This window comes from Ruegeria sp. N4 (assembly GCF_056531425.1).
On sequence record NZ_JBQFLT010000004.1, the window covers coordinates 71,603 to 93,826 of the forward strand.

Below are 22,224 nucleotides of genomic sequence, written 5' to 3' on the forward strand. Positions count from 1 at the left end.
CTTCATGCCCGTCAACGTTCTGTTCTCTGCGCGCCCTGCCCTGTGGCCGATCTACCAGCCGCTGTTGACCAAGGGTCTGGCCCAGGCCGGGTTGGACGTGCATCTGGCCACCGACATGCACCCGGATCAGGTGGATTATGTCGTCTACGCGCCAAATGGCGGCTTGCTGGACTTCACGCCCTATTCAAGGTTGAAGGCTGTGCTGAGCCTCTGGGCCGGGGTCGAAAGCATCGCCGACAACGCAACTCTGACTGTTCCGCTGGCCCGCATGGTTGATCACGGGTTGACGCAAGGTATGACAGAATGGGTTTTGGGCCATGTCCTGCGGTATCATCTGGGCATGGACACCCATATCACCCAGCAGGACGGTGTTTGGGCCCCGGTCGCGCCACCGCTTGCGACCGAGCGCACAGTCTGCGTGCTGGGGCTGGGAGAGTTGGGGCAAGCGGCAGCGCAGGCGCTGGCCACGCTGAACTTTCGCGTTTTGGGGTGGAGCCGCACCCAAAAGGACATCCAGGGCGTGACCTGTCTGCATGGGGCCGACGGTTTGCGTACCGCCTTGTCCCAATCCGAAATCGTCGTGCTGCTGTTGCCAGACACGCAAGCGACGGAAAACACCCTGAACGCCGAAACGCTGGCGCTGTTGCCGAAAGGGGCAAAGATCATCAATCCGGGGCGCGGCCCGCTGATCGATGACAACGCCCTGCTGGAGGCGCTGAACACCGGGCAGGTCGGACACGCGACGCTGGATGTGTTTCGCATCGAACCCCTGCCACCCGAACACCCCTATTGGACACATCCGAACGTGACCGTCACGCCGCATATCGCGTCAGAGACCCGGCCTGTCACAGCGGCGCAGGTGATCTGCGAGAACATCCGGCGCGGCGAAGCCGGTGAGCCCATTGTGCATCTGGTGGACCGCCAGTTGGGATACTGACGGCCCGATCCGATCAGGCGGCGATCAACCCGCGCCCTTTCAACAATGCCTCGACACCCGGAAGGCGACCCCGGAAGGCCAGATACAGATCCTCGGCCTCACGCGAGCCGCCGGTGGAGAGGATATTCTCTTCCAGCGCCTTGGCGCGTTCGGGGTCAAAGGCCCCTCCGGCCTCTTCGAATGCGGCGAAGGCGTCGGCATCCATGACCTCGGACCACATGTAGCTGTAGTAGCCTGCGCTATACCCGTCGCCCGCAAAGACATGAGCGAAATGCGGGGTGGCGTGGCGCATCCCGATGGCCTTTGGCATGCCGATTTCGGCCAGAACCTCGGCCTGCTTGGCCATCGGATCCGCCGGGGCCGCGCCTTCGTGAAACGCCAGATCAACCAAGGCCGAGGCCACATATTCAACCGTCTGGAACCCCTGATCGAAATTGGCTGCCTTCAGCACCTTCTCCAGCATCGCCTGAGGCATCGGCTCACCCGTCTCGGCATGGGTGGCGTATTCGGCCAGAACCTCCGGAACCTCAAGCCAGTGTTCATAAAGCTGGCTGGGCAGTTCGACGAAATCCCGCGCGACGGACGTGCCTGAAATGCTTTCATAGGTCACGTTCGACAGCATCTGATGCAGCGCATGGCCGAACTCGTGAAACAGGGTCCGGGCGTCATCGTAGGACAGCAGCGCCGGATCGCCCTTGGCGAAGTTGCACACGTTGATCACAACGGGCGCTTGTTCTTCGGGGAATTTCGCCTGCGCCCGCATGGCGCTGCACCAGGCCCCTGACCGTTTAGAGCCACGTGCGAAATAATCGCCAATGAAAACCGCCACATGCCGCCCGTTGCGCGTCACTTCCCACGCCCGGCAATCGGGGTGGTAGAGCGGCACGTCCAGCGGCGCGAACTCCAGCCCGAACAGACGGTTGGCGCAGGCAAAAGACGCCTCGATCATCCGGTCGAGTTGCAGGTACGGTTTCAGCGCCGCCTCATCCAGATCATGCTCGGCCTTGCGGAGCTTCTCGGCATAGTAGCGCCAGTCCCAGGCTTCCAAGGGGCCGTTCACGCCATCCTCTTGCATCATGCCGGTCAGAATCTCTGCATCCGCATCGGCGCGGGCTTTGGCGGGGTCCCAAACCTGCATCAACAGATCGCGCACGCGGTCGGGCGAGCGGGCCATCTCGGTTTCCAGCTTGAAATCCGCGAAACTGTCATAGCCCAGCAGCTTGGCCCGCTCTTCCCGCAGGGTCAGGATTTCGGCTGCAATCTCGCGGTTGTCGGTCTCATTCCCGTTTGCCCCCCGCGCAGCCCAGGCGCGATAGGCGGTTTCCCGCAGGTCGCGGCGGGATGAGAACTGCAGAAACGGCACGATCAGCGAGCGGGACAGGGTCACAACCGGCCCGTTCGCGCCCTTTTCCTCACCCGCTGCGCGGGCCGCAGCGATGACGAAATCGGGCAGGCCGTCCAGATCATCCTCGGCCAGAACCATGAACCAATCGCGCTCATCCGCCAGCAGGTTCTGGGTGAACGAGGTGCCCAGCGAGGCAAGGCGCGATTTGATCCCTTGCATCCTTTCATCGGCCTCGCCCTGCAGCGCGGCACCAGCGCGGACAAAGCCGCGATGGGTCAGCATCAGAACTCGGGCCTGTTCATCGCTCAGGTCCAGATCATCGCGCCGCTGCCAAAGATCGGCCACCCGGCGGAACAGATCCTTGTTTGAGGAAATGCCCGAGAAATGCGCCGACAGTTTCGGTGAAAAGTCACGCTGCAACTCTTCCCGTTTGGGGTTGCTGTCGGCCCCTGCCACCGTGAAAAACACCGACAGGACCTTATCCAATTGCTCCCCCGCGGCCTCAAGCGCTTCGATCGTGTTGGCAAAGGTGGGCGCGTCCGGGTTTCCGGCAATCGCGTCGATCTGAGCGTTATGCGCAGCCATCGCCTTATCCAGTGCCGGGGCAAAATCTTCATCTGAAATCGCAGCGAAGGGCGCGATTTCAAAGGGCGTGGTCCAGTCGGACAGGATCGGGTTGGTCATGCAGATCTCCTTTGACCCTCAAGCTATGTAGGGCGCGGGGAATGGTCCAGAGGGGGTGGTACCGGAACCGGCAGAATTCGTCGCAAATCTGCTTGCCTTGTCGCGATAGCCCGCTCAGGTTCGACACGAAAGGGAGGACGCCCATGACAAAACCCAATCGCCCCGCCGGGATCATGACGACAGCGATCCATGCCGGGGATCCGCCAGACGCCTCGACCAACGCATCGGCCCCGCCGATCCACATGAGCTCGACCTATATCACCGAGGATCTGGCCGGGTTTTCCGCCCATGATCTGACACCCGAGACGCCCTATGTGTATTCCCGCTGGGCCAACCCGACCGTGGCGGGGCTGGAGGCCAAGATCGCTGCGCTGCAAGGCACCGAGGCCTGTCTGGCGACCGCCTCGGGGATGGCGGCGGCCTCGGCGATCTTTTTCACCTTTCTGTCGGCAGGCGATCATCTGATTGTCTCCGACGTGTCTTATGCAGGCGTGGCCGAACTGGCGCGCGAGACCCTGCCGCGCATGGGCATTGAGGTCTCAGCCGTCAACATGTCTGATCCGTCGAACGTGGCTGCGGCCCTGCGCCCCAACACGCGGCTGATCCATACCGAAACGCCAGTAAATCCCATCGGGCGGCTGACCGATCTGGCCGCAATCTCGCGGCTTGCGCGTCAGGCCGGGGCGTTGCTGAGTTGTGATGCCACCTTTGCCTCGCCACTGGGCATGGACACGGTGGCGTTGGGTGTTGATCTGACGCTGCACTCGATCACGAAATATATCGGCGGGCATGGCGATGCGGTGGGCGGCGCGGTGGCCGGATCGGCGGAGCTGGTCGCGCGGATGCGGGCCGAGGCCGCGATCCATCACGGAAGCGTTCTATCACCGTTCAACGCCTGGCTGATCGCGCGCGGCGCCACCACCCTGCCCCTGCGCATGAAGGCCCATCAGGCCGGAGCCATGGCGGTAGCCGAATGGCTGGACAATGACCCGCGGGTCACCAAGGTGATCTATCCCGGTCTCGCATCGCATCCGCTGGCCGAACTGGCGCAGCAACAGATGTCGAATATGTCCGGCATGATCTCATTCCAGGTGGGCAACGCTGCTGAGGGCGAACGCATCGCGCAACAGATGATCGAGAGGCTTGAGGTGATCCACTATGCAGTCTCGCTGGGGCATCATCGTAGCCTGATCTTCTGGATGGGCACCGATGGGCTGATGGAGACGTCGTTCAAACTGGGCGGCGCGCAGTTGGAGGATTACCGCGCCTATGCGGGCGACGGGATTTTCCGATTGTCGGTCGGGCTGGAAGATGCCGAGGACCTGATCGCCGATCTGGACCGCGCTTTGGGGTGAACGGGGCTCTCCCGCCCGCGCAGCGCGCATCGCAGATGCGCCTTGGCGCGGTTGGGCCGGGCCGCGCGCTGGCGCGCGCGGCGGTTACGCCTGGGCGGCTGCCTGCGCGCAAATCGGGCAATCGGCGCGTTTGGACAGGGTGATCTTGCGGCTTTCGCCATAAAGCGCGTCATAGATCAGCATTTCGCCCCGCAAGGCGGCCCCGGCACCGGTGATCACCTTGATCGCCTCAACCGCCATCATGGATCCCACCACGCCGGGCAGCGGCCCGATCACCCCCGCTTCGGCGCAAGAAGGGGCCAGCCCGGCGGCGGGCGCTTCGGGGAAGATGCACTGATAGCACGGGCCTGTGGTGGCGGGGTCAAAGACACTCAGCTGCCCTTCCCATTGCGAGAGCGCGCCAGAGATCAAAGGTTTCCCCAAGGCAACCGCCGTTCGGTTGGCCAGATAGCGGGTGTCGAAATTGTCCGTCCCGTCCAGGATCAGATCGAAATCGGCGAACAGGTCCGCCGCGATCTCTTCGCTGAAACGGCGATTGTAGGGCAGCACCACAACGTTCGGGTTCTGCGCCTCCATCGCTTGTTGCGCCGAGAAAACCTTGGGCATTCCGATGTCGGCGTCGCGGTGGATCACCTGCCGTTGCAGATTGGCGTTTTCAACCACGTCGTCATCGATCACGCCGATGGTGCCAACCCCTGCCGCCGCCAGATACTGCAACGCGGGCGCGCCCAGACCGCCTGCGCCGATGACCAGAACCCGCGCTTTTTTGAGTTTCTTCTGCCCCGGCCCGCCCAATTCCCGCAGGACGATGTGACGGGCATAGCGATCCAGTTCGGTTTCAGAGAAACGGTCCGAGGGTTTGACAGTATCCTGATTTGTCTCGGGCGTGGCCCGGTTGCGCAGGACTTTCAGCACCCTGCCATAGAGCAGAACCAACGCGGCAAACCCGGCCAGGATCAGCCACATCGCCGCCGACCCACCCGTCGCCTCGCGCAAGGGATTGCCGTCGGGCAGGATCAGCTGCGCAATGATGACGCCCGACAAAAGAACCGCGACCGAGACCAGCCGGGCCGTGCGCGATACACCCGCGATGTAGCCGACGCCCCAAAGCCCGGCGGCCAACAGAAGAACCAGCAACATCAGCCGCGCCCGGTGGAGCCGAAGCCACCTGCCCCGCGTTCGGTATCGCTCAGGTCGTCTGCCACTAGGAACTCGGCCTGAACGACCGGGGCGACGACCAGTTGCGCAATACGTTCGCCATGCGCCACGTCAAAGGGGTCTTGCCCGGCATTCATCAGGATCACGCCCAGGGGTCCACGATAATCGCTGTCGATGGTCCCCGGCGTGTTGGGCAGGGTGATCCCGTGTTTCAGGGCCAGCCCCGAGCGCGGGCGGACCTGAACCTCGTACCCTTGGGGGATTTCGATCCGCAGGCCAGTCGGGATCAAGGCGCGCTGCCCGGGTTCAAGCGTGATCGCCTTGCCGCCGGGAAGGTTTGCGCGCACATCTGCACCGGCGGCACCGGATGTTTCATAAGACGGCAATGCCACCGAGGCATCGGACCCCGCGTCGCGGATCACACGAATTGCCACCATTCCAGTTCCTCTTTGTTCATAGTCCAAGGCGTCAATCGCCCAACGCCTCGGCAATCTTCTGGGCCAGACGGGCGGCCACCGCGTCCTTGCCCATGCGCGGCCATTCCTCTGCACCAGTGTCCGAGATCAGGACCACCGCGTTTTCCGCCCCTCCCATGATACCGGTCGACGGGCTGACATCGTTGGCGACAATCCAGTCACATTGCTTACGCAGTCGTTTCGCGGTGGCATTGTCCAGAACGTCATTTGTTTCCGCCGCAAAGCCCACGACCAGCGCTGGTCGTCCCTGCTCCAGATGCGCGACCCGTTTCAGGATGTCGGGGTTTTCAGCAAACTCCAGCGCGGGCAAGCCGTCGCGGGTTTTCTTCAGCTTCCGGTCCGAGGCGCTGGCGACGCGCCAATCGGCCACGGCGGCGGCAAAGACACCAGCATCCACCGGCAGGGCGGCGTCGACCGCGTCCGACATTTCCTGCGCCGTTTCAACGCGCACCACCTGCACGCCTTCGGGCGGGGGCACATCGGCGGGGCCGGTGACAAAAACCACATCCGCCCCAAGCGCCGCCAAGGCCCGCGCCACGGCGGTGCCCTGCGCCCCCGAGGAGCGGTTGGCGATATAGCGCACGGGGTCGATGGGTTCATGCGTGGGGCCCGACGTCACCAGAATGCGCTTGCCCTGCAATGGGCCGTCCGACAATTGGGCCTCGATCGCGGCAACAATCTCTAGCGGTTCGGACATGCGGCCGGGGCCGTATTCGCCGCAGGCCATATCCCCTTCGTTCGGGCCGACAAAGCGCACGCCATCCGCCTGCAACTGCGCAAGGTTGCGCTGGGTCGCGGGGTGATCCCACATCCGCACATTCATGGCAGGCGCGCACAGAACGGGCGTGTCGGTGGCCATCAGAAGGGTCGAGGCCAGATCATTCGCCAGACCCGAGGCCATCTTGCCCATCAGATCCGCCGTGACCGGAGCAACAACGATCAGGTCAGCCGAGCGCGAAAGCTGGATATGGCCCATCTCGGCCTCATCGGTCAGGTCGAAGAGGTCGCGATAGACCTTTTCACCTGCAAGCGCGGACACGGACAAGGGCGTCACGAACTCTTCCGCCGCGCGGGTCACAACGGGGGTTACGGCTGCGCCACGCTCTTTCAGCCGCCGGATCAGGTCCAGCGATTTATAGGCAGCTATCCCTCCGCCGATGATCAGCAAAATGCGTTTGGATGACAGCATGTTCAGCCCTTCCCGTCCCGGTCGGCCCCGACATTATGCAACGCCACCGCGTAGTTCCAGCGGTTAATTCTGGGTCTCGAACGCTTTGCAGGGGTCTTCGCGATCAACAGTCGGGCTGTCAATCACCGCGTCGAATGTGCCTTCGATTGCGCCATCCTCGGATTGGCCCAGCACAAAAACCTTCAAGCCGGGCTGCATCCGCGACAGGAAGGTCGGAATGCCTCGGTCCTTGCGGGCATGGCCGTTGCCGGTGATCACCGCAACCGGCCCGCCGGTGTCTTCGATCGCCTGCAGGGTCGAGCGTGTCAGCACGGCGTCGCGCAGGCGCTGTATTGCGACCATTTGCGGCAAGGCCTCTGCCGGAAGCGCGTCACAATGCGCAGCCAACTGGTCGGCTTCGCGCGCGGCCTGCTCGTCAGGCGGCAGTGGAACCGTCAGGCCATATCGCGCCGCATCCGCGCCCAGCGCTGTTGCCGCGCCTCGTTCCATCGCGGCCCGGGCAGCGACACGCGGCACCATGGCACCGTAGACAGGCGCGTCGGATGCCTGAAAAACAGGGTAATACATGCTGAGCGGCGGCCAGCCGGTTTCCGCCCAGCGCAGGATGCGGCCCAGTTCTTCGGGATCGGACACGGCTTTTTGCGCCAGCCTTTGCGCGCCTTCTTCGGTCACCATCTCCCACACGACCGCCGAGGGCGACAGGGCTTTGACCGCCTCGCTCTGAACCTGATGATGCCTGGGATTGTCGTGAACTTCGCCCAATATCACCACATCCGCCGACTGCATGTCGGCAATCATGTCGCGAGGGATCAACGCATCCGCCTGTCCCGGACGCGCCGAGACCATCGTAACCATCAGTGCACAAAGCAGAATCGCAAGCCGTGTCATGCGATGAAGTGTTGCACCTCTCGCGACTGGGCTTCAAGGTTCTTACGCATCTTCACAAATGCTGCGGCCTCAAGCTGGCGGACACGTTCCTTGGACAGACCAAGCTCATCCCCCAGGCTTTCCAGCGTCCGCGCGGGTTCGCGCAGCTTGCGTTCGCGTACGATGAAACGCTCGCGGTCATTCAGCGCGTTCATCGCGGTCAACAACCACTCGCGCAGTTGTTCGGTGTCATGGTTGTGCGCAACCGTTTCTGCGGCCTGTTCCCGATCATCTTCCAGCGCATCGATCCACTCGCGCCCGTCCTCATCAACCGATTGCACCGCGTTCAGCGAGAAATCCGAACCTGACAGGCGGCCCTCCATCATCTCGACATCGCGCAGGGGCACACCGATTTCGGTAGCGATCATCTGGTGCAGTTGGTGCCTGTCCAGTTCCAGACCTTCGGTTGCCGCTTCGCGTTCCAACCGTGCCTGAACCCGACGCATGTTGAAGAACAGCGATTTCTGGGATGAGGTCGAGCCGGTGCGCACCATCGACCAATTGCGCATCACATAGTCCTGAATGCTGGCCTTGATCCACCAGACGGCATAGGTGGAAAAGCGCACGCCCCGGTCAGGGTCAAACTTGTCAGCGGCTTTCATCAGGCCCAGACCGGCCTCTTGGATCAAATCGTTCATCGGCGCGCCATACCGCTTGAACTTGGCCGCCATCGAAATAGCTAAGCGCATATAGGCGGTGATCAGGCGGTGAAGGGCTTGTTCGTCACGCTCATCGCGCCAGGCATAAGCCAACTTTAACTCGGTCTCTGCGTCCAGCAATTCGGCCTTCATTGCCTGCCTGGACATCGAAAAGTCGGTCGCGTTGTCAAGTGCCATGAAACTCTCCCAATTATCGTATTCGATGGCCGGGCTTGCCTTGCCGACCTGTCGTCGATACGCAGAGCACAAGCAGGTGGATCACTAGAAAGGTAAGAATTGTGCTGCCCGATTTAACCTTTGTGCTGGGCGGGGCTGCTTCGGGCAAATCGGCTTTTGCCGAACAACTGGTTGTTTCATTGGGGAAAAGCCGCGTTTATCTGGCCACATCACAAGTGTTTGATGATGAGATGCGCCAAAAGGTCGATCAGCATATCGCCCAACGCGGCCCGGATTGGCTGACGGTCGAGGCACCTTTGGATTTGGCCCCGGTTTTGGCGGAATTGAAGGCGGATCAGGTCTGTCTGATCGACTGCGCCACCATGTGGCTGACCAATCACCTGCTGGCCGAAACCGATCTGGCCACGGCGCAGGCTGACCTGCTGGACGCGCTGGGGCATTGCGCGGCGCAGATCGTCATTGTCTCAAACGAAGTAGGTCATGGGATCGTACCCGAAAACGCTTTGGCCCGCCGCTTTCGCGAGGCGCAGGGTCGCTTGAACATCGCCCTTGCCGCTCGTGCCGATCTGGCGGTACAGGTGACGGCAGGCTTGCCGATGGTTCTGAAGGGGACATTGCCGTGACCCGGCTGCACCTTGTCCGCCATGGCCCGACCCATGCCAAAACCATGGTTGGCTGGTCCGATCTTCCGGCTGATCTGAGCGACACAGCCGCCCTGGAACGCCTGCATGACTACCTGCCGCCCGCGGCAATAGTCGTGTCCTCGGACCTGTCGCGCGCCTTAGAGACTGCAACAGCTATCCAAGGCACACGCCGCCGTTTGCCCCATCACCCGGACCTGCGCGAGATCAATTTCGGCGCGTGGGAATTGCGCGGCTTTGCCGAAATCGAGGCCGAAGACCCCGAACTGGCCTTCGCCTATTGGGACAACCCCGGCGACGTTCGCCCACCACAAGGTGAAAGCTGGAACGAGGTGCGCGCGCGGGTCGATGGCGCGATTGACACCCTGATCGCCAATCACCGGGGCCACGATCTGGTCATCGTCGCCCATTTTGGTGTGATCCTGACACAGGTTCAGCGCGCGCTGGATCTGGACGCGCAACAGACCTTTGCGCACCGCATCGACAACCTGTCCGTGACCCATCTGGCATTTGACGGTCAGGCATGGTCGGCCGGTGTAATCAATCACCTTCCGTGATCGGGCGGCGCACAAATCACTGATTTACCTGCGCGACGCGCTGCGTCATCGTCCCTTTATGACCTATGACCTTTTTATCGGCGACAGGCTGTTTTCCAGCTGGTCCATGCGCGGTTGGCTGATGCTGGAAAAGTTCGGCCTGCCCTATCGAACCCATATGATCGGCCTTTATTCCGGAACCATGGCTCAGGATATGGAGCCGCTGTCTCCGGCCCGGCTGGTTCCCGCGATGCGCTTGCCCGAGGGAACTGTCGTGGGCGAAAGCCTCGCCATGGCCGAAACGCTGGCCGAACGCCACCCGGAAGCCAGCTTATGGCCCAGAGACCCGGCGGCACGGGCCACGGCGCGTTGGTTATGCGCTGAGATGGTCGCCGGCTTCACCGCCCTGCGCGGCGAATGCGCAATGCAGTTGAAGCATGTCTGGCAGGGATTCTCTCCATCTGAGGACACGCTGACTGATCTGGCGCGTATCGAAACACTGTGGGCCCATGCGCGCCGTATCTCGGGGGCCAAGGATGGACCGCTTTTTGGCGCGTATTCTCTGGCCGATGTGTTTTACACGCCGGTGGCCGCACGGATCATAGGCTACGGCCTGCCTGTATCCGAGGCCAATCGCGACTACTGCATCGAACTGCTCAGCGATACATTAGTGCGCCAATGGCGCGCGATGGGGCTGACGGTTGAATATAAGCCATTTCCCTACGCTTTGGATTTGCCCATTGCGCCATGGCCAGTGGGCGGTGTTTCAACGGCCATGGCCGCCGAACCCGGCCCGTCAGTTAACACGATGTGCCCCTATTCCGGAAAACCGGTGACCGATTTTCTGGAACTGGACGGACAACGCTGGGGCTTTTGCAATTCGTTCTGCCGCGACAAAACCGTGGCTGACCCCGAGGCATGGCCCAAATTCACCGCCATGCGTGCTGCCGTTAACGATTCTTAAACCGCAACCATGGCAGCAACGTCCTGTTAACCAAGAACAGGATCGCCATGGTTGCCCGCGCTCATACCGTTGCTTTTCAGGGGGTCGAGGCCCGCCCGGTCGAGGTTCAATGCGCCGTATCGCCGGGCTTGCCTGCGTTCTCCATCGTCGGCCTGCCGGACAAGGCCGTGTCCGAGGCGCGCGACCGGGTCCGTAGCGCGCTTAGCGCCATGGCCATTGCCCTGCCGTCGAAGCGGATCACCATCAACCTCTCGCCCGCCGATCTGCCGAAAGAAGGCAGCCATTTCGACCTGCCCATCGCCGTCGCCCTGCTGTCGGCGCTGGAGATCATTCCGGCAGATGCCGCCGACGGCACAGTTGCCTTGGGTGAGTTGTCCTTGGATGGGTCTTTGGTGCCCGTGGTCGGCGCCTTGCCCGCCGCCATGACCGCCGCCTCCGAGGATCGCGCGCTGCTTTGCCCGCGCGCATCCAGCACCGAGGCGGCATGGGTCGATGCCACTCAGGTGATCGGAGCCGGGTCTCTGGGCGACGTCGTCCGCCATTTCTCGGGCCAGTCGCCACTAGCCGCCGCCAAACCAGGCGAGGTGAATCTGTCGCCCAGCGCCCGCGATCTGCGCGACGTGAAAGGGCAGGAACGTGCAAAACGCGCGCTTGAGATTGCCGCAGCCGGGCGGCACCACCTGATCATGATCGGAACGCCTGGCTCGGGCAAATCAATGCTGGCCGCACGCCTGCCCGGCATTCTGCCACCCCTCACGCCGATCGAGGCGCTGGAGACGTCTATGATCCAATCCCTCTGCGGGTTGCTGGACGAAGGCGGCATCAGCCGCGCGCGACCCTTCCGCGAGCCGCACCATACGGCCTCGATGGCGGCGATTGTTGGTGGCGGCAAGGGCGCAAAACCCGGCGAGATTTCATTGGCCCATAACGGTGTACTGTTCATGGACGAGTTTCCCGAGTTCCCCCGGACGGTGCTGGAAACCCTGCGCCAACCGATTGAGACAGGCGAAGTGATGGTGGCGCGCGCCAATGCGCATGTGAAGTATCCCTGCCGTTTCATGCTGGTCGCCGCGGCCAACCCCTGCAAATGCGGCTATCTGACCGATCCGTCCCGCGCCTGTTCCCGTGCGCCCGGATGCGGCGAGGATTATCTGAACCGTATTTCCGGCCCGTTGATGGACAGGTTCGATCTGCGGATCGAGGTACCGCCTGTTGCCTTCACCGACCTTGATCTGCCGCCATCCGGCGACAGCTCGGCCACCGTCGCGACACGAGTGGAACAGGCGCGTCAGGTTCAGGCCACGCGCTACGCAGATACGCCATCCGTCCGCCAGAACGCGGATGTTGAAGGTAAGTTGTTGGAAGAGGTCGCAGCCCTGGATCCCGAAGGCAAAGACCTGTTGCTGAAAGCCGCCGACCGGTTCGGCCTGTCGGCCCGCGCCTTTCACCGCATCCTGCGGGTTGCGCGAACCATCGCCGATCTGGACGGTGCGCCCGATATTCGCAGACCCCATGTGGCCGAGGCGCTGAGCTTTCGGATCAGCGCCAGGGTGATGGCCTAGATTTTGGCCTCAATCGCCTGCCAGATCTTTTCGGCGATGTTCTCGCCGTTAAACCGCTCCAGCTCCTGAATGCCAGTGGGCGAGGTCACGTTGATTTCGGTCAGGTAGTCGCCAATGACGTCAATCCCGACAAAAATCTGGCCCTTTTCTTTCAGAATTGGACCGATGGCGGCGCAAATCTCGAGATCGCGTTCGCTCAGCCCGATCTTCTCGGGCCGTCCACCCACATGCATGTTCGAACGCGTCTCGCCTTCGGCCGGGACACGATTGATCGCGCCCACCGCTTCCCCATCGACCAGGATCACGCGCTTGTCGCCGTTTTTGACATCGGCCAGGAATTTCTGAACGATCAGCGGCTCGCGCGAGAAGCCGGAGAACAGCTCATGCAGGGACGTGAGATTGCGGTCGTTGGCATCAAGCCGGAACACGCCTGCACCGCCATTGCCATAAAGGGGTTTCAGGATGACGTCCTTATGCTTGTCCTTGAACGCTTTGATAGTCCGCAGATCCCGCGCAATCGTGGTCGGTGGCATCAGATCGGGGAAATCCAGGATCAGCAGTTTTTCGGGGAAGTTGCGAACCCAAAACGAGTCATTGACCACCAGAACCTGACCTTTGAGGCGATCCAGCAGATGGGTCGACGTGATGTAATGCATGTCGAACGGCGGGTCCTGTCGCAGCCAGATGACGTCGAACTCGGCCAGATCAACCTCACGTTCCGGTCCAAGCACCGCCGGATCTCCGGGGACACGCTGCACCGTCATGTCCTGACCGCGCGCGGTGATCCGACCTTCCTGATAGGCCAATTGGTCCGGGCCGTAGAAGAACAGCTGGTGCCCGCGGGCCTGCGCCTCTTCCGCAAGGCGGAAAGAGCTGTCGGCATTGATGTCCACGGCCCCGATCGGGTCCATTTGAAAGGCGATTTTCATGGCATGTCCCTCAACTTCACGCCAGATACATGGCGCAGCAGGCCGAGGGGTTCAATGGGGCTTAGGCCTGCCCAAACGCGTTTTCGATGATTTGGACCGCGCCTGAGCGATCAACCAAGGCCGCGTCAAACCGCACATTCGTCAGCTGCCCGCCGGGTTCGTTTTCCAGAAACTGCGCAGCCGAGGCGCAAATCCGTTCCGTTTGCCGCCGTGTGATGCGGGCCGCGGCCATGTCAAAACTGGCGCTTTTCTTTACCTCGATGAAGACCAGGCCATCGCTATCGCGTGCAATCAGATCAATTTCACCCCCGGCACCGCGCCAGCGGCGATGTGCGATGGAAAAGCCACGGCGTTCGTAATCTGTAGCGACGCGCAGTTCCGCCGCCTGACCCGCGTGATAGGACACTGATCCCCGAACCGAACGCTGCGCCATGTCATCCCTTTCCCAATTTCAGGGCCTTCTGGTAGATCGGACGCCGGGGCAGATCATACATCTGCGACACCAGATCCGCGGCATCCCGAACCGAATGCGTCTGCAAGGCCTGTTTCAAAGCCTCTTCTACGTCAGACTCGTTAACACTTTGCGAATGGCTGCGATCCACCAGCAAGACAACCTCGCCCTTCACGGTCTGACCCTGATAGGCCTGCGCCAGTTCGCCCAGCGTACCGCGCTTGATTTCTTCGAATTTCTTCGTCAGTTCCCGGCACAAAGCGGCCTGACGATCTGCGCCCAGAACGTCGGACAGATCGGACAGGCTGCTGGCGACGCGTTTGGGCGATTCGTAAAACACCAGCGTTCCGGGAATATCACGCAGGGCTTCGATGCGGCTGCGCCGAGCACCGGACGCATTCGGCAGAAAGCCTGCAAAAAAGAACGCATCCGTTGGCAAACCCGCCAGCGTAAGGGCCGCCAAAGCCGCAGACGGCCCTGGCGCACAGGTCACTGTATATCCGGCCTCGGCCGCTTGCCGCCCAAGATCATAGCCCGGATCGGCGATCAGTGGCATTCCGGCTTCGGACGCGTAGGCAACCGACTGCCCCTGTGCCAGCGCGTCCATAATCTTGCCGCGCGCGCCCGCGCCGCTGTGATCGTGATAGGCGTGGATTCGGCGACCATCCAGCGGGATGCCATGGATCTCCATCAATCGGCGCAGGCTGCGGGTGTCTTCCGCCGCGATCACGTCCGCCGATGCCAGAATATCCAGTGCTCTGAGCGTAATGTCGCGCGCGGTTCCGATCGGAGTGGCAACAAAATACAGGCCCGCAGCCAATCTGATCTTTTGGAAATTCAAAGCTGGACCCTCACAGCATGACGTTTATTATCGCGGCTCGATAGAATAGCAGCGCCCGTCGCCGCCGGATCAGGGAGTTTTCTTTTAGATGTTTACCGTTTGCAAGCCCGTTAGCAAGCTGGCGAAGGCCGCTGCTGCCCTGGCCACCGTGGCGTTTCTGGCTGCCTGTGACGTCGGCGGTTTGGGCGGTGGGCCATCGATCAACACGTCGAAACCTGTCCCGGTCGCCCTGCTGGTTCCAAGCGGGTCAGGTCAGGCGGGAGACGCCGCACTGGCGCGCAGCCTTGAGAACGCCGCGCGGCTGGCGATGAACGATCTTCCGAATGTTCAGATCGACCTGCGGGTCTATGACACTGCCGGAAACGCGGGCACCGCATCCGTTGTTGCGCAGCAGGCCGTGTCGGACGGGGCCAAGATCATCATCGGACCGGTCTACGCACAAGCGGCCAACGCGGCCGGGCTGGCTGTGCTGAACAACAACGTCAATGTTCTGTCCTTTTCGAACAACACCAGCATCGCGGGCGGTAATGTCTACGTGCTTGGCCCCACATTCCAGAACACTGCAAACCGGTTGGTGAACTATGCAGGCTCGCAAGGTAAAACCGGCACCGTAATTGTGCACAGCAATGACGCGGCGGGCCAGTTGGGCCAGTCGGCCATTGCCAATGCGCTGAACTCCAGCCCGGTCAACAACGCGGGCACTGTGGGCTATGACCGCTCGCAACAAGGGGTGATAAACGCGGTTCCCACCGTCAAGGCAACTGTGGATTCGTCGGGCGCGGACTCGGTGTTCCTGACAGCAACAACGGCCGGAGCATTGCCCCTGTTCACCCAGCTTCTGCCAGAGGCAGGCGTCTCGCCGGCCACGACGCAATTCATCGGCCTGACCCGCTGGGACATCCCGCCGCAAACGCTGGAACTGCCGGGTGTTCAGGGCGGTTGGTTCGCCCTGCCGGACCCGTCCAAGGCACAAGCCTACCGCCAGCGCTATAACGCGACCTATGGCGAGGCCCCGCATCCAATCAGTGGGTTGGCCTATGACGGCATCGCGGCCATCGGCGCACTGGTCTCGCAAGGCAAATCCGACGCGCTGACCGGGGCGGCCCTGACACAGAACGCCGGTTTCCAGGGCGTCGGCGGCATCTTCCGTCTGCGTCCGAACGGCACCAACGAACGCGGTCTGGCCGTCGCCACGATCCAGAACAAACAGGTGGTTGTGATTGACCCTGCCCCACAAAGCTTCTCTGGCGCCGGTTTCTGATCGACCCGGTCTGGTTGCCGCGCCCGACACCGTGCTAATCTGCCCCGCCGAGGATATTTTCGACAGCGCCAGTGTGACTGAACAACTGGCGTCTGCATTTGAAACCTGCGCGGACAACGCCGCGATCCGTTCGGAAACCGTGCGAATCCTGCGGGATGCGCAGAAGACCGGTCGCAAGGCCATTGCGGATGCGTTTGCGGCGCGCCCCTTTGATGCGCGGCCCCTGACCCGATCCTATACCCACCTGACCGATCAACTGGTCGGCACGGCGATGCGCGTGTCCAGCGAGCGTCTGCACCCTCTGGCCAACCCGACGCAAGGCGAACGGATCGCCGTTCTGGCCGTTGGCGGATATGGGCGGGGCGAGATGGCCCCGGCCTCGGATGTCGATCTGCTGTTTCTGACGCCTTACAAGATCACCGCCTGGGCCGAGAGCGTGATTGAATCCATGCTCTACATCCTGTGGGATTTGCGGCTGAAGGTGGGACATTCCTCTCGCACCATCAAAGACTGCCTGCGGTTGGGAGCCGAAGATTTCACCATCCGCACCGCGATGCTGGAACAGCGCTATCTGGCCGGTGACACGGCCCTGGCGGAGGAGTTGGACGACAAGCTGAAATCCGACCTGTTCAAAGGGACCGAGCGCGAGTTCATCGAGGCCAAACTAAAGGAACGCGACGAACGCCACCTGAAACAGGGCCAGCGTTATATGGTCGAACCGAATGTGAAAGAAGGCAAGGGCGGGCTGCGCGACCTGCAATCGCTGTATTGGATTGCAAAATACATCTACGGCGTTCAGGATGTGGCCGAGCTTGTGCCGCTGGGTCTGTTCACACCCGAAGAGTTCAAGACCTTTGTCGAGGCCGAGGATTTCCTGTGGGCCGTGCGCTCTCATCTGCATCTGGTCACGGGGCGTGCGACGGAACAGCTGACCTTTGACATGCAGGTCGAGGTCGCGGCGCGAATGGGCTACGAAGACAGGGCCGGTCGGCGCGGTGTCGAGGTGTTCATGCAGCGCTATTTCCGCGAGGCGACGCGCGTGGGCGAGCTGACGCGGATCTTCCTGACCAAGCTGGAAGCCGCGCATGTGAAAGGTGCCCCATTGCTTGAACGGATCTTCCGGCGTCGCCCGAGGGTCAAGCAGGGCTACAGCGTCGTGCACGGGCGTCTGAACATCGCTGATCCGGACGCGTTTCTGGCCGACAAGGTGAACCTTCTGCGCCTGTTCGAGGAAGGGTTGCGGACCGGTATGTTAATCCATCCCGACGCAATGCTGCTGGTAACAGCCAACCTGCATCTGATCGACGAGGACATGCGCAACAACAAAGAAGCGCGGCGCATTTTCCTGGACCTGATGCTGAAACACGGCAACCCGGAACGGGCCTTGCGGCGGATGAACGAACTGGGCGTGTTATCGGCCTTCCTGCCCGAGTTCGAGCCCATCGTCGCGATGATGCAGTTCAACATGTATCACAGCTATACGGTGGACGAGCATACCATTCAGTGCATCGTGAACCTGGCCCAGATCGAGCGCGAAGAGTTGATGGAGTCCTTGCCTCTGGCCTCTTCGATCCTGAAAGGTGGCGTCAACCGCAAGGTTCTGTATGTGGCCTTGCTGCTGCACGATATCGCCAAGGGGCGGCCCGAGGATCACTCGATCCTGGGGGCGCAGATCGCGCGCAAGGTGGCCCCCCGGCTTGGGTTGAACAAGGGGGATTCCGAGACGGTCGAATGGCTGGTGCGCTATCACCTGCTGATGTCCGACATGGCGCAGAAACGCGATATTTCTGACCCGCGCACCGTGCGGGACTTTGCCAAAGCCGTGCAGACGGTCAAGCGGCTGGACCTGTTGACCGTGCTGACGGTCTGCGACATTCGCGGCGTCGGGCCAACCACCTGGAACAACTGGAAGGCCACCCTGTTGCGGGCCCTGCACGCCGAAACCAAGCGGGCGCTTGAGACCGGGATGGAGGACCTGAACCGCGCCAATCGCGGGACCGAGGCCAAAAAGGCGCTGCGGGCCCAGCTTGCGGATTGGTCCAAGGCCGACCTCAAGGTCGAAACCGGGCGGCATTACGCACCCTATTGGCAGGGTCTGAACGTGGCGACCCATGTGGAGTTTGCGGACATGCTGCGCGCGCTGGATCGCAGCGGTGATCCGGGCGAAGTCGAAATCCGTCTGCACCCGGACGAGGATCGCGACGCGACCCGGGCCTGCTTTGCCATGGGCGACCACCCCGGTATCTTTGCGCGGATTGCGGGCGCTCTGGCGCTGGTCGGGGCGAACGTGGTGGACGCACGCAGCTACACGACCAAGGACGGCTACGTCACCGACGCATTCTGGATACAAGATGCCGAGGGCCACCCATTCGAGGCCGCGCGCCTGCCGCGTCTGACGCAGATGATCCACAAGACCCTGAAGGGCGAGGTTGTCGCCCGCGAGGCGCTGAAATCCCGCGACAAGATCAAGAAACGCGAGCGCGCGTTCAACGTGCCGACCCATATCACCTTCGACAATGACGGGTCCGAGATTTACACGATCATCGAGGTTGATACCCGCGACCGGCCCGGCTTGCTCTATGATCTGACGCGGACGCTAGCGGCGGCCAATGTCTATATCGCCAACGCCGTGATCGCGACCTATGGCGAACAGGTGGTGGATACCTTCTATGTCAAGGATATGTTCGGGCTGAAATACCACTCGGAAAGCAAGCAGCGCGGGCTTGAGGCCAAGCTGCGCACCGCCATCACCGAAGGCGCCGAGCGCGCGGCCTCATGAAGCAGATCCGGCTGTTTTCGGGCTTTTTCACGGTTGGGTTCTGGACTCTGGCCAGCCGCATTCTGGGCTTTCTGCGAGAGATTCTGCTGACCGCCTATATCGGCCCGGGGCCGGTGATGGACGCCTTTGTGGCGGCCTTCCGCCTGCCCAATATGTTCCGACGGTTTTTCGCCGAAGGGGCGTTCAACGCGGCCTTTGTCCCGATGTTTTCCAAACGTCTTGAAGGCGGTGAAAACGCCGAAGGGTTCGCACAGGATGCATTCAACCTGCTTGGCGCAGCCGTGCTGGTTCTGGTCGGTCTGGCAATGGTATTCATGCCGGGCCTTGTGTGGCTGACGGCCGAAGGGTTCTATGGCGATGAGAGGTTCGATCTGGCCGTCGATTACGGCTACGTCGTCTTCCCCTACATCCTGTTCATGTCATTGGCGGCCTTGTTTTCGGGCGTGCTGAATGCGACGGGCCGCTTTGCAGCCGCCGCTGCCGCGCCCGTTTTGCTGAACATCTTTGCGTGCTCGGCCCTTATCTTTGGCGCGATATCCGGCGGTGAGGTCATTCGCTGGCTCATTACCGTGATCCCTGTCGCCGGCGTCGCTCAACTGGCTCTGGTCTGGGTCGCGACCGAGCGCGCGGGTATCCGTATCCGCGCGGGCCTGCCGCGCCTGACACCGGAAATGCGCAACATGGTTCGCATTGCGATCCCTGCCGCGTTGGCTATGGGAGTTACGCAGGTCAATCTTGTGGTGGGGCAGTTGGTGGCGTCCAAGACCGAGAAAGCCGTCAGTTGGCTCTTCGCGGCGGATCGTCTGTATCAGTTGCCTCTGGGCGTTGTCGGGATTGCCATCGGCATTGTCCTGCTGCCCGACCTGTCCCGCCGTCTGCGCGCAGACGACAAGGACGGTGCACGCAACGCATTCTCGCGCGCGGGCGAGTTCATGTTGCTGCTCACGCTGCCCTCGACCGTGGCGTTTCTGATCATCCCGATACCCTTGGTTTCGGTCCTGTTCGAGCGCGGCCAGTTCAGCGCCGAGGATACCGCCGCCACAGCGCTCGCCGTGGCAATCTACGGCGTCGGGCTTCCGGCCTTCATGCTGCAGAAACTGCTGCAACCGCTGTATTTCGCGCGCGAGGATACGAAATCCCCCTTCCGCTATGCTGTCGTTGCCATGATCATCAATGCGGCTTTGGCCTTTGGTCTTTATCCTGTGGTCGGATGGATCGCACCCGCCATTGCAGCGTCGGTTGCCGGATGGGCGATGGTTGCCTTGCTGGCCATCGGTGCGCGGCGCATGGGGGACGAGGCGCGGTTTGATGACCGGTTCAAACTGCGCGCATGGCGGATCGTTGCGGCTTCGGTCGGAATGGGCGTGGTGCTGGGTGCAGCCACTTACCTGTTCGGTTGGGCCTTCGCGCTGGCGGGCTGGCGCTATCTTGCGTTACTGGCGCTGATCGTCGTGGCGGCGGTTGCGTATTTCGCGCTTGGCCATTTGTTGGGGGCCTTCAAAATGTCCGAGTTCAAGCGCGCCCTGCGCCGGTCCTGATCAATCGCGCCGGATGCGGCCCTTGATCCGGGCCCAACCGCCCGGGGCCAGAAAGAACGACAGCCCGAACCCGGTGGCAAACCCACCCACATCGGCCACCCAATCGGACGTCCCGCCAAACAGCAACCCAAAGAGCAGTTGAATACCCATCAGTACGGCGATCAACTGGAAAGCCCGTGCCTGATTTTCGCCGACCAGAGACAGCTTGCGCCACAACAGCCATGTGAAGGCACCGATCAATCCGTAGACCGGTGGGAAGCCTCCGACCAAGGGATATGAAGGATCAAGGATCAACGCATAGGCCAGCGCGCCACCCACGCCGGACAGCACAAAGATCAACAGCATCGGAAAGCCGCCAAAGACCTCTCCGACCATCTTGCCCATGGCCAGCACGAAGACGCAGACGAACACCGCTTGGGTGAAATTGGTCGAGACAAAGGGATAGGTCACGAAACGGATGACATGCTCGAACGGCCAGCGACCGTTCAGCACCATCCAGTCGAAAATATCCGCCGAAAAGGCGTAGCTCTGCAGCGCATCCAACCGCCAGCCTACTGCACCTGGCCCTCCGACCAGCCCGCGCGCGCCTAGCGTGAAGGCCAGTTCGATCCCGATGATGAACAGAACCAGCGCCACCACGACGGGCGGCAGGGGGTTCACGGCGGGTGTGTAGTGCTCACTGCTCATTGGGCGGGCCTTTCGCGGCTGTTGACGTCCCTGACCCTCATGGGTAAGCGACGAGGGCTGATTTTTCCAGACGGGAGTTCCCTTCGATGACCCAGACCCAATTCACGCCGCGCGTGTTTTCCGGCATCCAGCCTTCGGGCGGGCTGACCCTGGGCAATTATCTGGGCGCGATGAAGCGCTTTGTGGACATGCAGGGGCCAGAGTTCGAAACCATCTATTGCATGGTCGACCTGCACGCGATTACCACATGGCAGGACCCCGCTGCGCTGTCCCACAATACCCGCGAGCTATGCGCCGGGTTCATCGCCGCTGGCATCGACCCCGAACAGTCGATTCTGTTCAACCAAAGTCAGGTGCCTGAGCACGCGCAGCTTGGCTGGATCTTCAACTGTGTCGCCCGGATGGGTTGGATGCAGCGGATGACTCAGTGGAAGGACAAGGCGGGCAAAAACCAGCAGAATGCCTCGCTGGGTCTGTTCGCCTACCCGTCGCTGATGGCGGCCGACATTCTGATCTATCACGCGACCCATGTCCCTGTGGGCGAGGATCAGAAGCAGCATCTGGAACTGACACGCGACATTGCGATCAAGTTCAACAACGATTTCGGCGTGGATTTCTTCCCCATTACCGAACCGGTGATCGAAGGCGCGGCCACGCGGGTCATGAGCCTGCGCGACGGGTCCAAGAAGATGTCCAAATCCGATCCATCGGATATGAGCCGGATCAACATGACCGACGATGCCGACACGATCGCCAAGAAAATCCGCAAGGCCAAGACGGACCCGGATGCCCTGCCGTCAGAACCCGATGGTCTGGAAGACCGCCCCGAAGCGCGCAATCTGGTGAACATCTACGCCGCTCTTGCGGATCAAAGCGCGGAACAGGTGCTGTCAGATGTGGGCGGCAAACAGTTCGGTGAGTTCAAACCGATGCTGGCGGAACTGGCGGTCGAGAAACTGTCGCCGATCTCGTCCGAGATGGCGCGGCTGATGAACGATCAGGCCGAGATCGACCGCATTCTGGCACGTGGCACTGAACGCGCGCGCGAAATCACCGCGCCGATCCTGCGCCAGACCTACGACATTGTGGGTATGGTCGGCGCAGCATCGCGCTGATTACACTGGACCT

At 61.9% G+C, this 22,224-nt stretch carries 20 protein-coding genes; 10 read left to right on the top strand and 10 right to left on the bottom strand.

What is annotated here, in order from left to right; all coding sequences use genetic code 11:
* Positions 1 to 4 precede the first annotated feature (4 nt).
* Complete coding sequence (locus tag ACR0LW_RS08205; RefSeq protein ID WP_480882215.1) at positions 5 to 937, top strand: 2-hydroxyacid dehydrogenase; 933 nt, start codon at positions 5 to 7, stop codon at positions 935 to 937.
* A 13-nt stretch (positions 938 to 950) separates the two neighbouring features.
* On the opposite strand, the gene ACR0LW_RS08210 is transcribed toward ACR0LW_RS08205, so the two are convergent.
* Positions 951 to 2,966 carry a M3 family metallopeptidase gene (locus ACR0LW_RS08210; protein WP_480882217.1) on the bottom strand — a complete coding sequence of 672 codons (2,016 nt, stop codon included), beginning with the start codon at positions 2,964 to 2,966 and terminating at the stop codon, positions 951 to 953.
* 143 nt (positions 2,967 to 3,109) lie between these two features.
* Between ACR0LW_RS08210 and ACR0LW_RS08215 the strand changes: the two genes are divergently transcribed.
* Positions 3,110 to 4,321 carry a trans-sulfuration enzyme family protein gene (locus ACR0LW_RS08215; protein WP_480882218.1) on the top strand — a complete coding sequence of 404 codons (1,212 nt, stop codon included), beginning with the start codon at positions 3,110 to 3,112 and terminating at the stop codon, positions 4,319 to 4,321.
* Positions 4,322 to 4,405: 84 nt separating this feature from the next.
* Here ACR0LW_RS08215 and ACR0LW_RS08220 read toward each other — a convergent pair whose 3' ends face one another.
* The 5 genes from ACR0LW_RS08220 to ACR0LW_RS08240 all read right to left on the bottom strand — a co-directional run bounded on the left by ACR0LW_RS08220 (position 4,406) and on the right by ACR0LW_RS08240 (position 8,907).
* A complete protein-coding gene (locus tag ACR0LW_RS08220; protein ID WP_480585778.1) occupies positions 4,406 to 5,461 on the bottom strand; it encodes a HesA/MoeB/ThiF family protein in 1,056 nt (351 codons plus the stop codon).
* Complete coding sequence (gene dut / locus ACR0LW_RS08225) at positions 5,461 to 5,916, bottom strand: dUTP diphosphatase (protein ID WP_170455559.1); 456 nt, start codon at positions 5,914 to 5,916, stop codon at positions 5,461 to 5,463. The genes ACR0LW_RS08220 and dut overlap by 1 nt, the downstream gene beginning before the upstream one ends.
* A 31-nt stretch (positions 5,917 to 5,947) precedes the next feature.
* Positions 5,948 to 7,144, bottom strand: a complete 1,197-nt coding sequence (gene coaBC, locus ACR0LW_RS08230; protein ID WP_480882220.1) for a bifunctional phosphopantothenoylcysteine decarboxylase/phosphopantothenate--cysteine ligase CoaBC — start codon at positions 7,142 to 7,144, stop codon at positions 5,948 to 5,950.
* 63 nt (positions 7,145 to 7,207) lie between these two features.
* Positions 7,208 to 8,032, bottom strand: coding sequence for a ChaN family lipoprotein (locus ACR0LW_RS08235; RefSeq protein ID WP_480882222.1), 825 nt, complete (start codon positions 8,030 to 8,032; stop codon positions 7,208 to 7,210).
* Positions 8,029 to 8,907 (bottom strand): RNA polymerase factor sigma-32, encoded by an 879-nt coding sequence (locus ACR0LW_RS08240; RefSeq protein ID WP_170623972.1) that lies wholly within the window; start codon positions 8,905 to 8,907, stop codon positions 8,029 to 8,031. Before ACR0LW_RS08240 ends, ACR0LW_RS08235 begins: the two co-directional genes overlap by 4 nt.
* A gap of 101 nt (positions 8,908 to 9,008) precedes the next feature.
* Here ACR0LW_RS08240 and cobU point away from each other — a divergent pair, with 101 nt between their 5' ends.
* Genes cobU through ACR0LW_RS08260 form a run of 4 tightly spaced genes read left to right on the top strand, consistent with a single transcriptional unit; the run spans position 9,009 to position 12,610 of the window.
* Entirely contained in the window at positions 9,009 to 9,530 is a 522-nt protein-coding gene (gene cobU / locus ACR0LW_RS08245; RefSeq protein WP_480585770.1) for a bifunctional adenosylcobinamide kinase/adenosylcobinamide-phosphate guanylyltransferase, read from the top strand.
* Positions 9,527 to 10,105, top strand: a complete 579-nt coding sequence (locus ACR0LW_RS08250; protein WP_480585767.1) for a histidine phosphatase family protein — start codon at positions 9,527 to 9,529, stop codon at positions 10,103 to 10,105. The genes cobU and ACR0LW_RS08250 overlap by 4 nt, the downstream gene beginning before the upstream one ends.
* 58 nt (positions 10,106 to 10,163) lie before the next feature.
* Positions 10,164 to 11,048, top strand: coding sequence for a glutathione S-transferase N-terminal domain-containing protein (locus ACR0LW_RS08255; protein WP_480882223.1), 885 nt, complete (start codon positions 10,164 to 10,166; stop codon positions 11,046 to 11,048).
* 47 nt (positions 11,049 to 11,095) lie between these two features.
* A complete protein-coding gene (locus tag ACR0LW_RS08260) occupies positions 11,096 to 12,610 on the top strand; it encodes a YifB family Mg chelatase-like AAA ATPase (protein ID WP_480882224.1) in 1,515 nt (504 codons plus the stop codon).
* Here ACR0LW_RS08260 and gshB read toward each other — a convergent pair.
* From gshB to rsmI, 3 genes are all read right to left on the bottom strand, one after another.
* A complete protein-coding gene (gene gshB / locus ACR0LW_RS08265; RefSeq protein WP_480882225.1) occupies positions 12,607 to 13,539 on the bottom strand; it encodes a glutathione synthase in 933 nt (310 codons plus the stop codon). The two genes, ACR0LW_RS08260 and gshB, sit on opposite strands and share 4 nt — an antisense overlap.
* A gap of 61 nt (positions 13,540 to 13,600) precedes the next feature.
* On the bottom strand, positions 13,601 to 13,972 hold the full coding sequence (locus ACR0LW_RS08270) for a YraN family protein (RefSeq protein WP_170455578.1): 372 nt from the start codon (positions 13,970 to 13,972) through the stop codon (positions 13,601 to 13,603).
* Position 13,973: 1 nt separating this feature from the next.
* A complete protein-coding gene (gene rsmI, locus ACR0LW_RS08275; RefSeq protein ID WP_170455580.1) occupies positions 13,974 to 14,831 on the bottom strand; it encodes a 16S rRNA (cytidine(1402)-2'-O)-methyltransferase in 858 nt (285 codons plus the stop codon).
* 88 nt (positions 14,832 to 14,919) lie between these two features.
* Here rsmI and ACR0LW_RS08280 point away from each other — a divergent pair, with 88 nt between their 5' ends.
* From ACR0LW_RS08280 to murJ, 3 genes are read left to right on the top strand one after another with little or no spacing between them, the layout of a single operon-like run.
* Positions 14,920 to 16,092 (top strand): penicillin-binding protein activator, encoded by a 1,173-nt coding sequence (locus ACR0LW_RS08280; RefSeq protein WP_170522305.1) that lies wholly within the window; start codon positions 14,920 to 14,922, stop codon positions 16,090 to 16,092.
* Positions 16,052 to 18,871, top strand: coding sequence for a [protein-PII] uridylyltransferase (locus ACR0LW_RS08285; protein WP_480882227.1), 2,820 nt, complete (start codon positions 16,052 to 16,054; stop codon positions 18,869 to 18,871). The genes ACR0LW_RS08280 and ACR0LW_RS08285 overlap by 41 nt, the downstream gene beginning before the upstream one ends.
* The gene (gene murJ, locus ACR0LW_RS08290) at positions 18,868 to 20,409 is read left to right on the top strand and encodes a murein biosynthesis integral membrane protein MurJ (RefSeq protein ID WP_480882228.1); all 1,542 of its coding nucleotides are present in this window, start codon (positions 18,868 to 18,870) and stop codon (positions 20,407 to 20,409) included. The genes ACR0LW_RS08285 and murJ overlap by 4 nt, the downstream gene beginning before the upstream one ends.
* On the opposite strand, the gene ACR0LW_RS08295 is transcribed toward murJ, so the two are convergent.
* Entirely contained in the window at positions 20,410 to 21,096 is a 687-nt protein-coding gene (locus tag ACR0LW_RS08295) for a rhomboid family intramembrane serine protease (protein WP_480882229.1), read from the bottom strand. It lies immediately after the preceding gene.
* An 86-nt stretch (positions 21,097 to 21,182) separates the two neighbouring features.
* On the opposite strand from ACR0LW_RS08295, the gene trpS reads away from it, so the two are divergent.
* Positions 21,183 to 22,211 carry a tryptophan--tRNA ligase gene (gene trpS, locus ACR0LW_RS08300; RefSeq protein WP_480882231.1) on the top strand — a complete coding sequence of 343 codons (1,029 nt, stop codon included), beginning with the start codon at positions 21,183 to 21,185 and terminating at the stop codon, positions 22,209 to 22,211.
* Positions 22,212 to 22,224 lie beyond the last annotated feature (13 nt).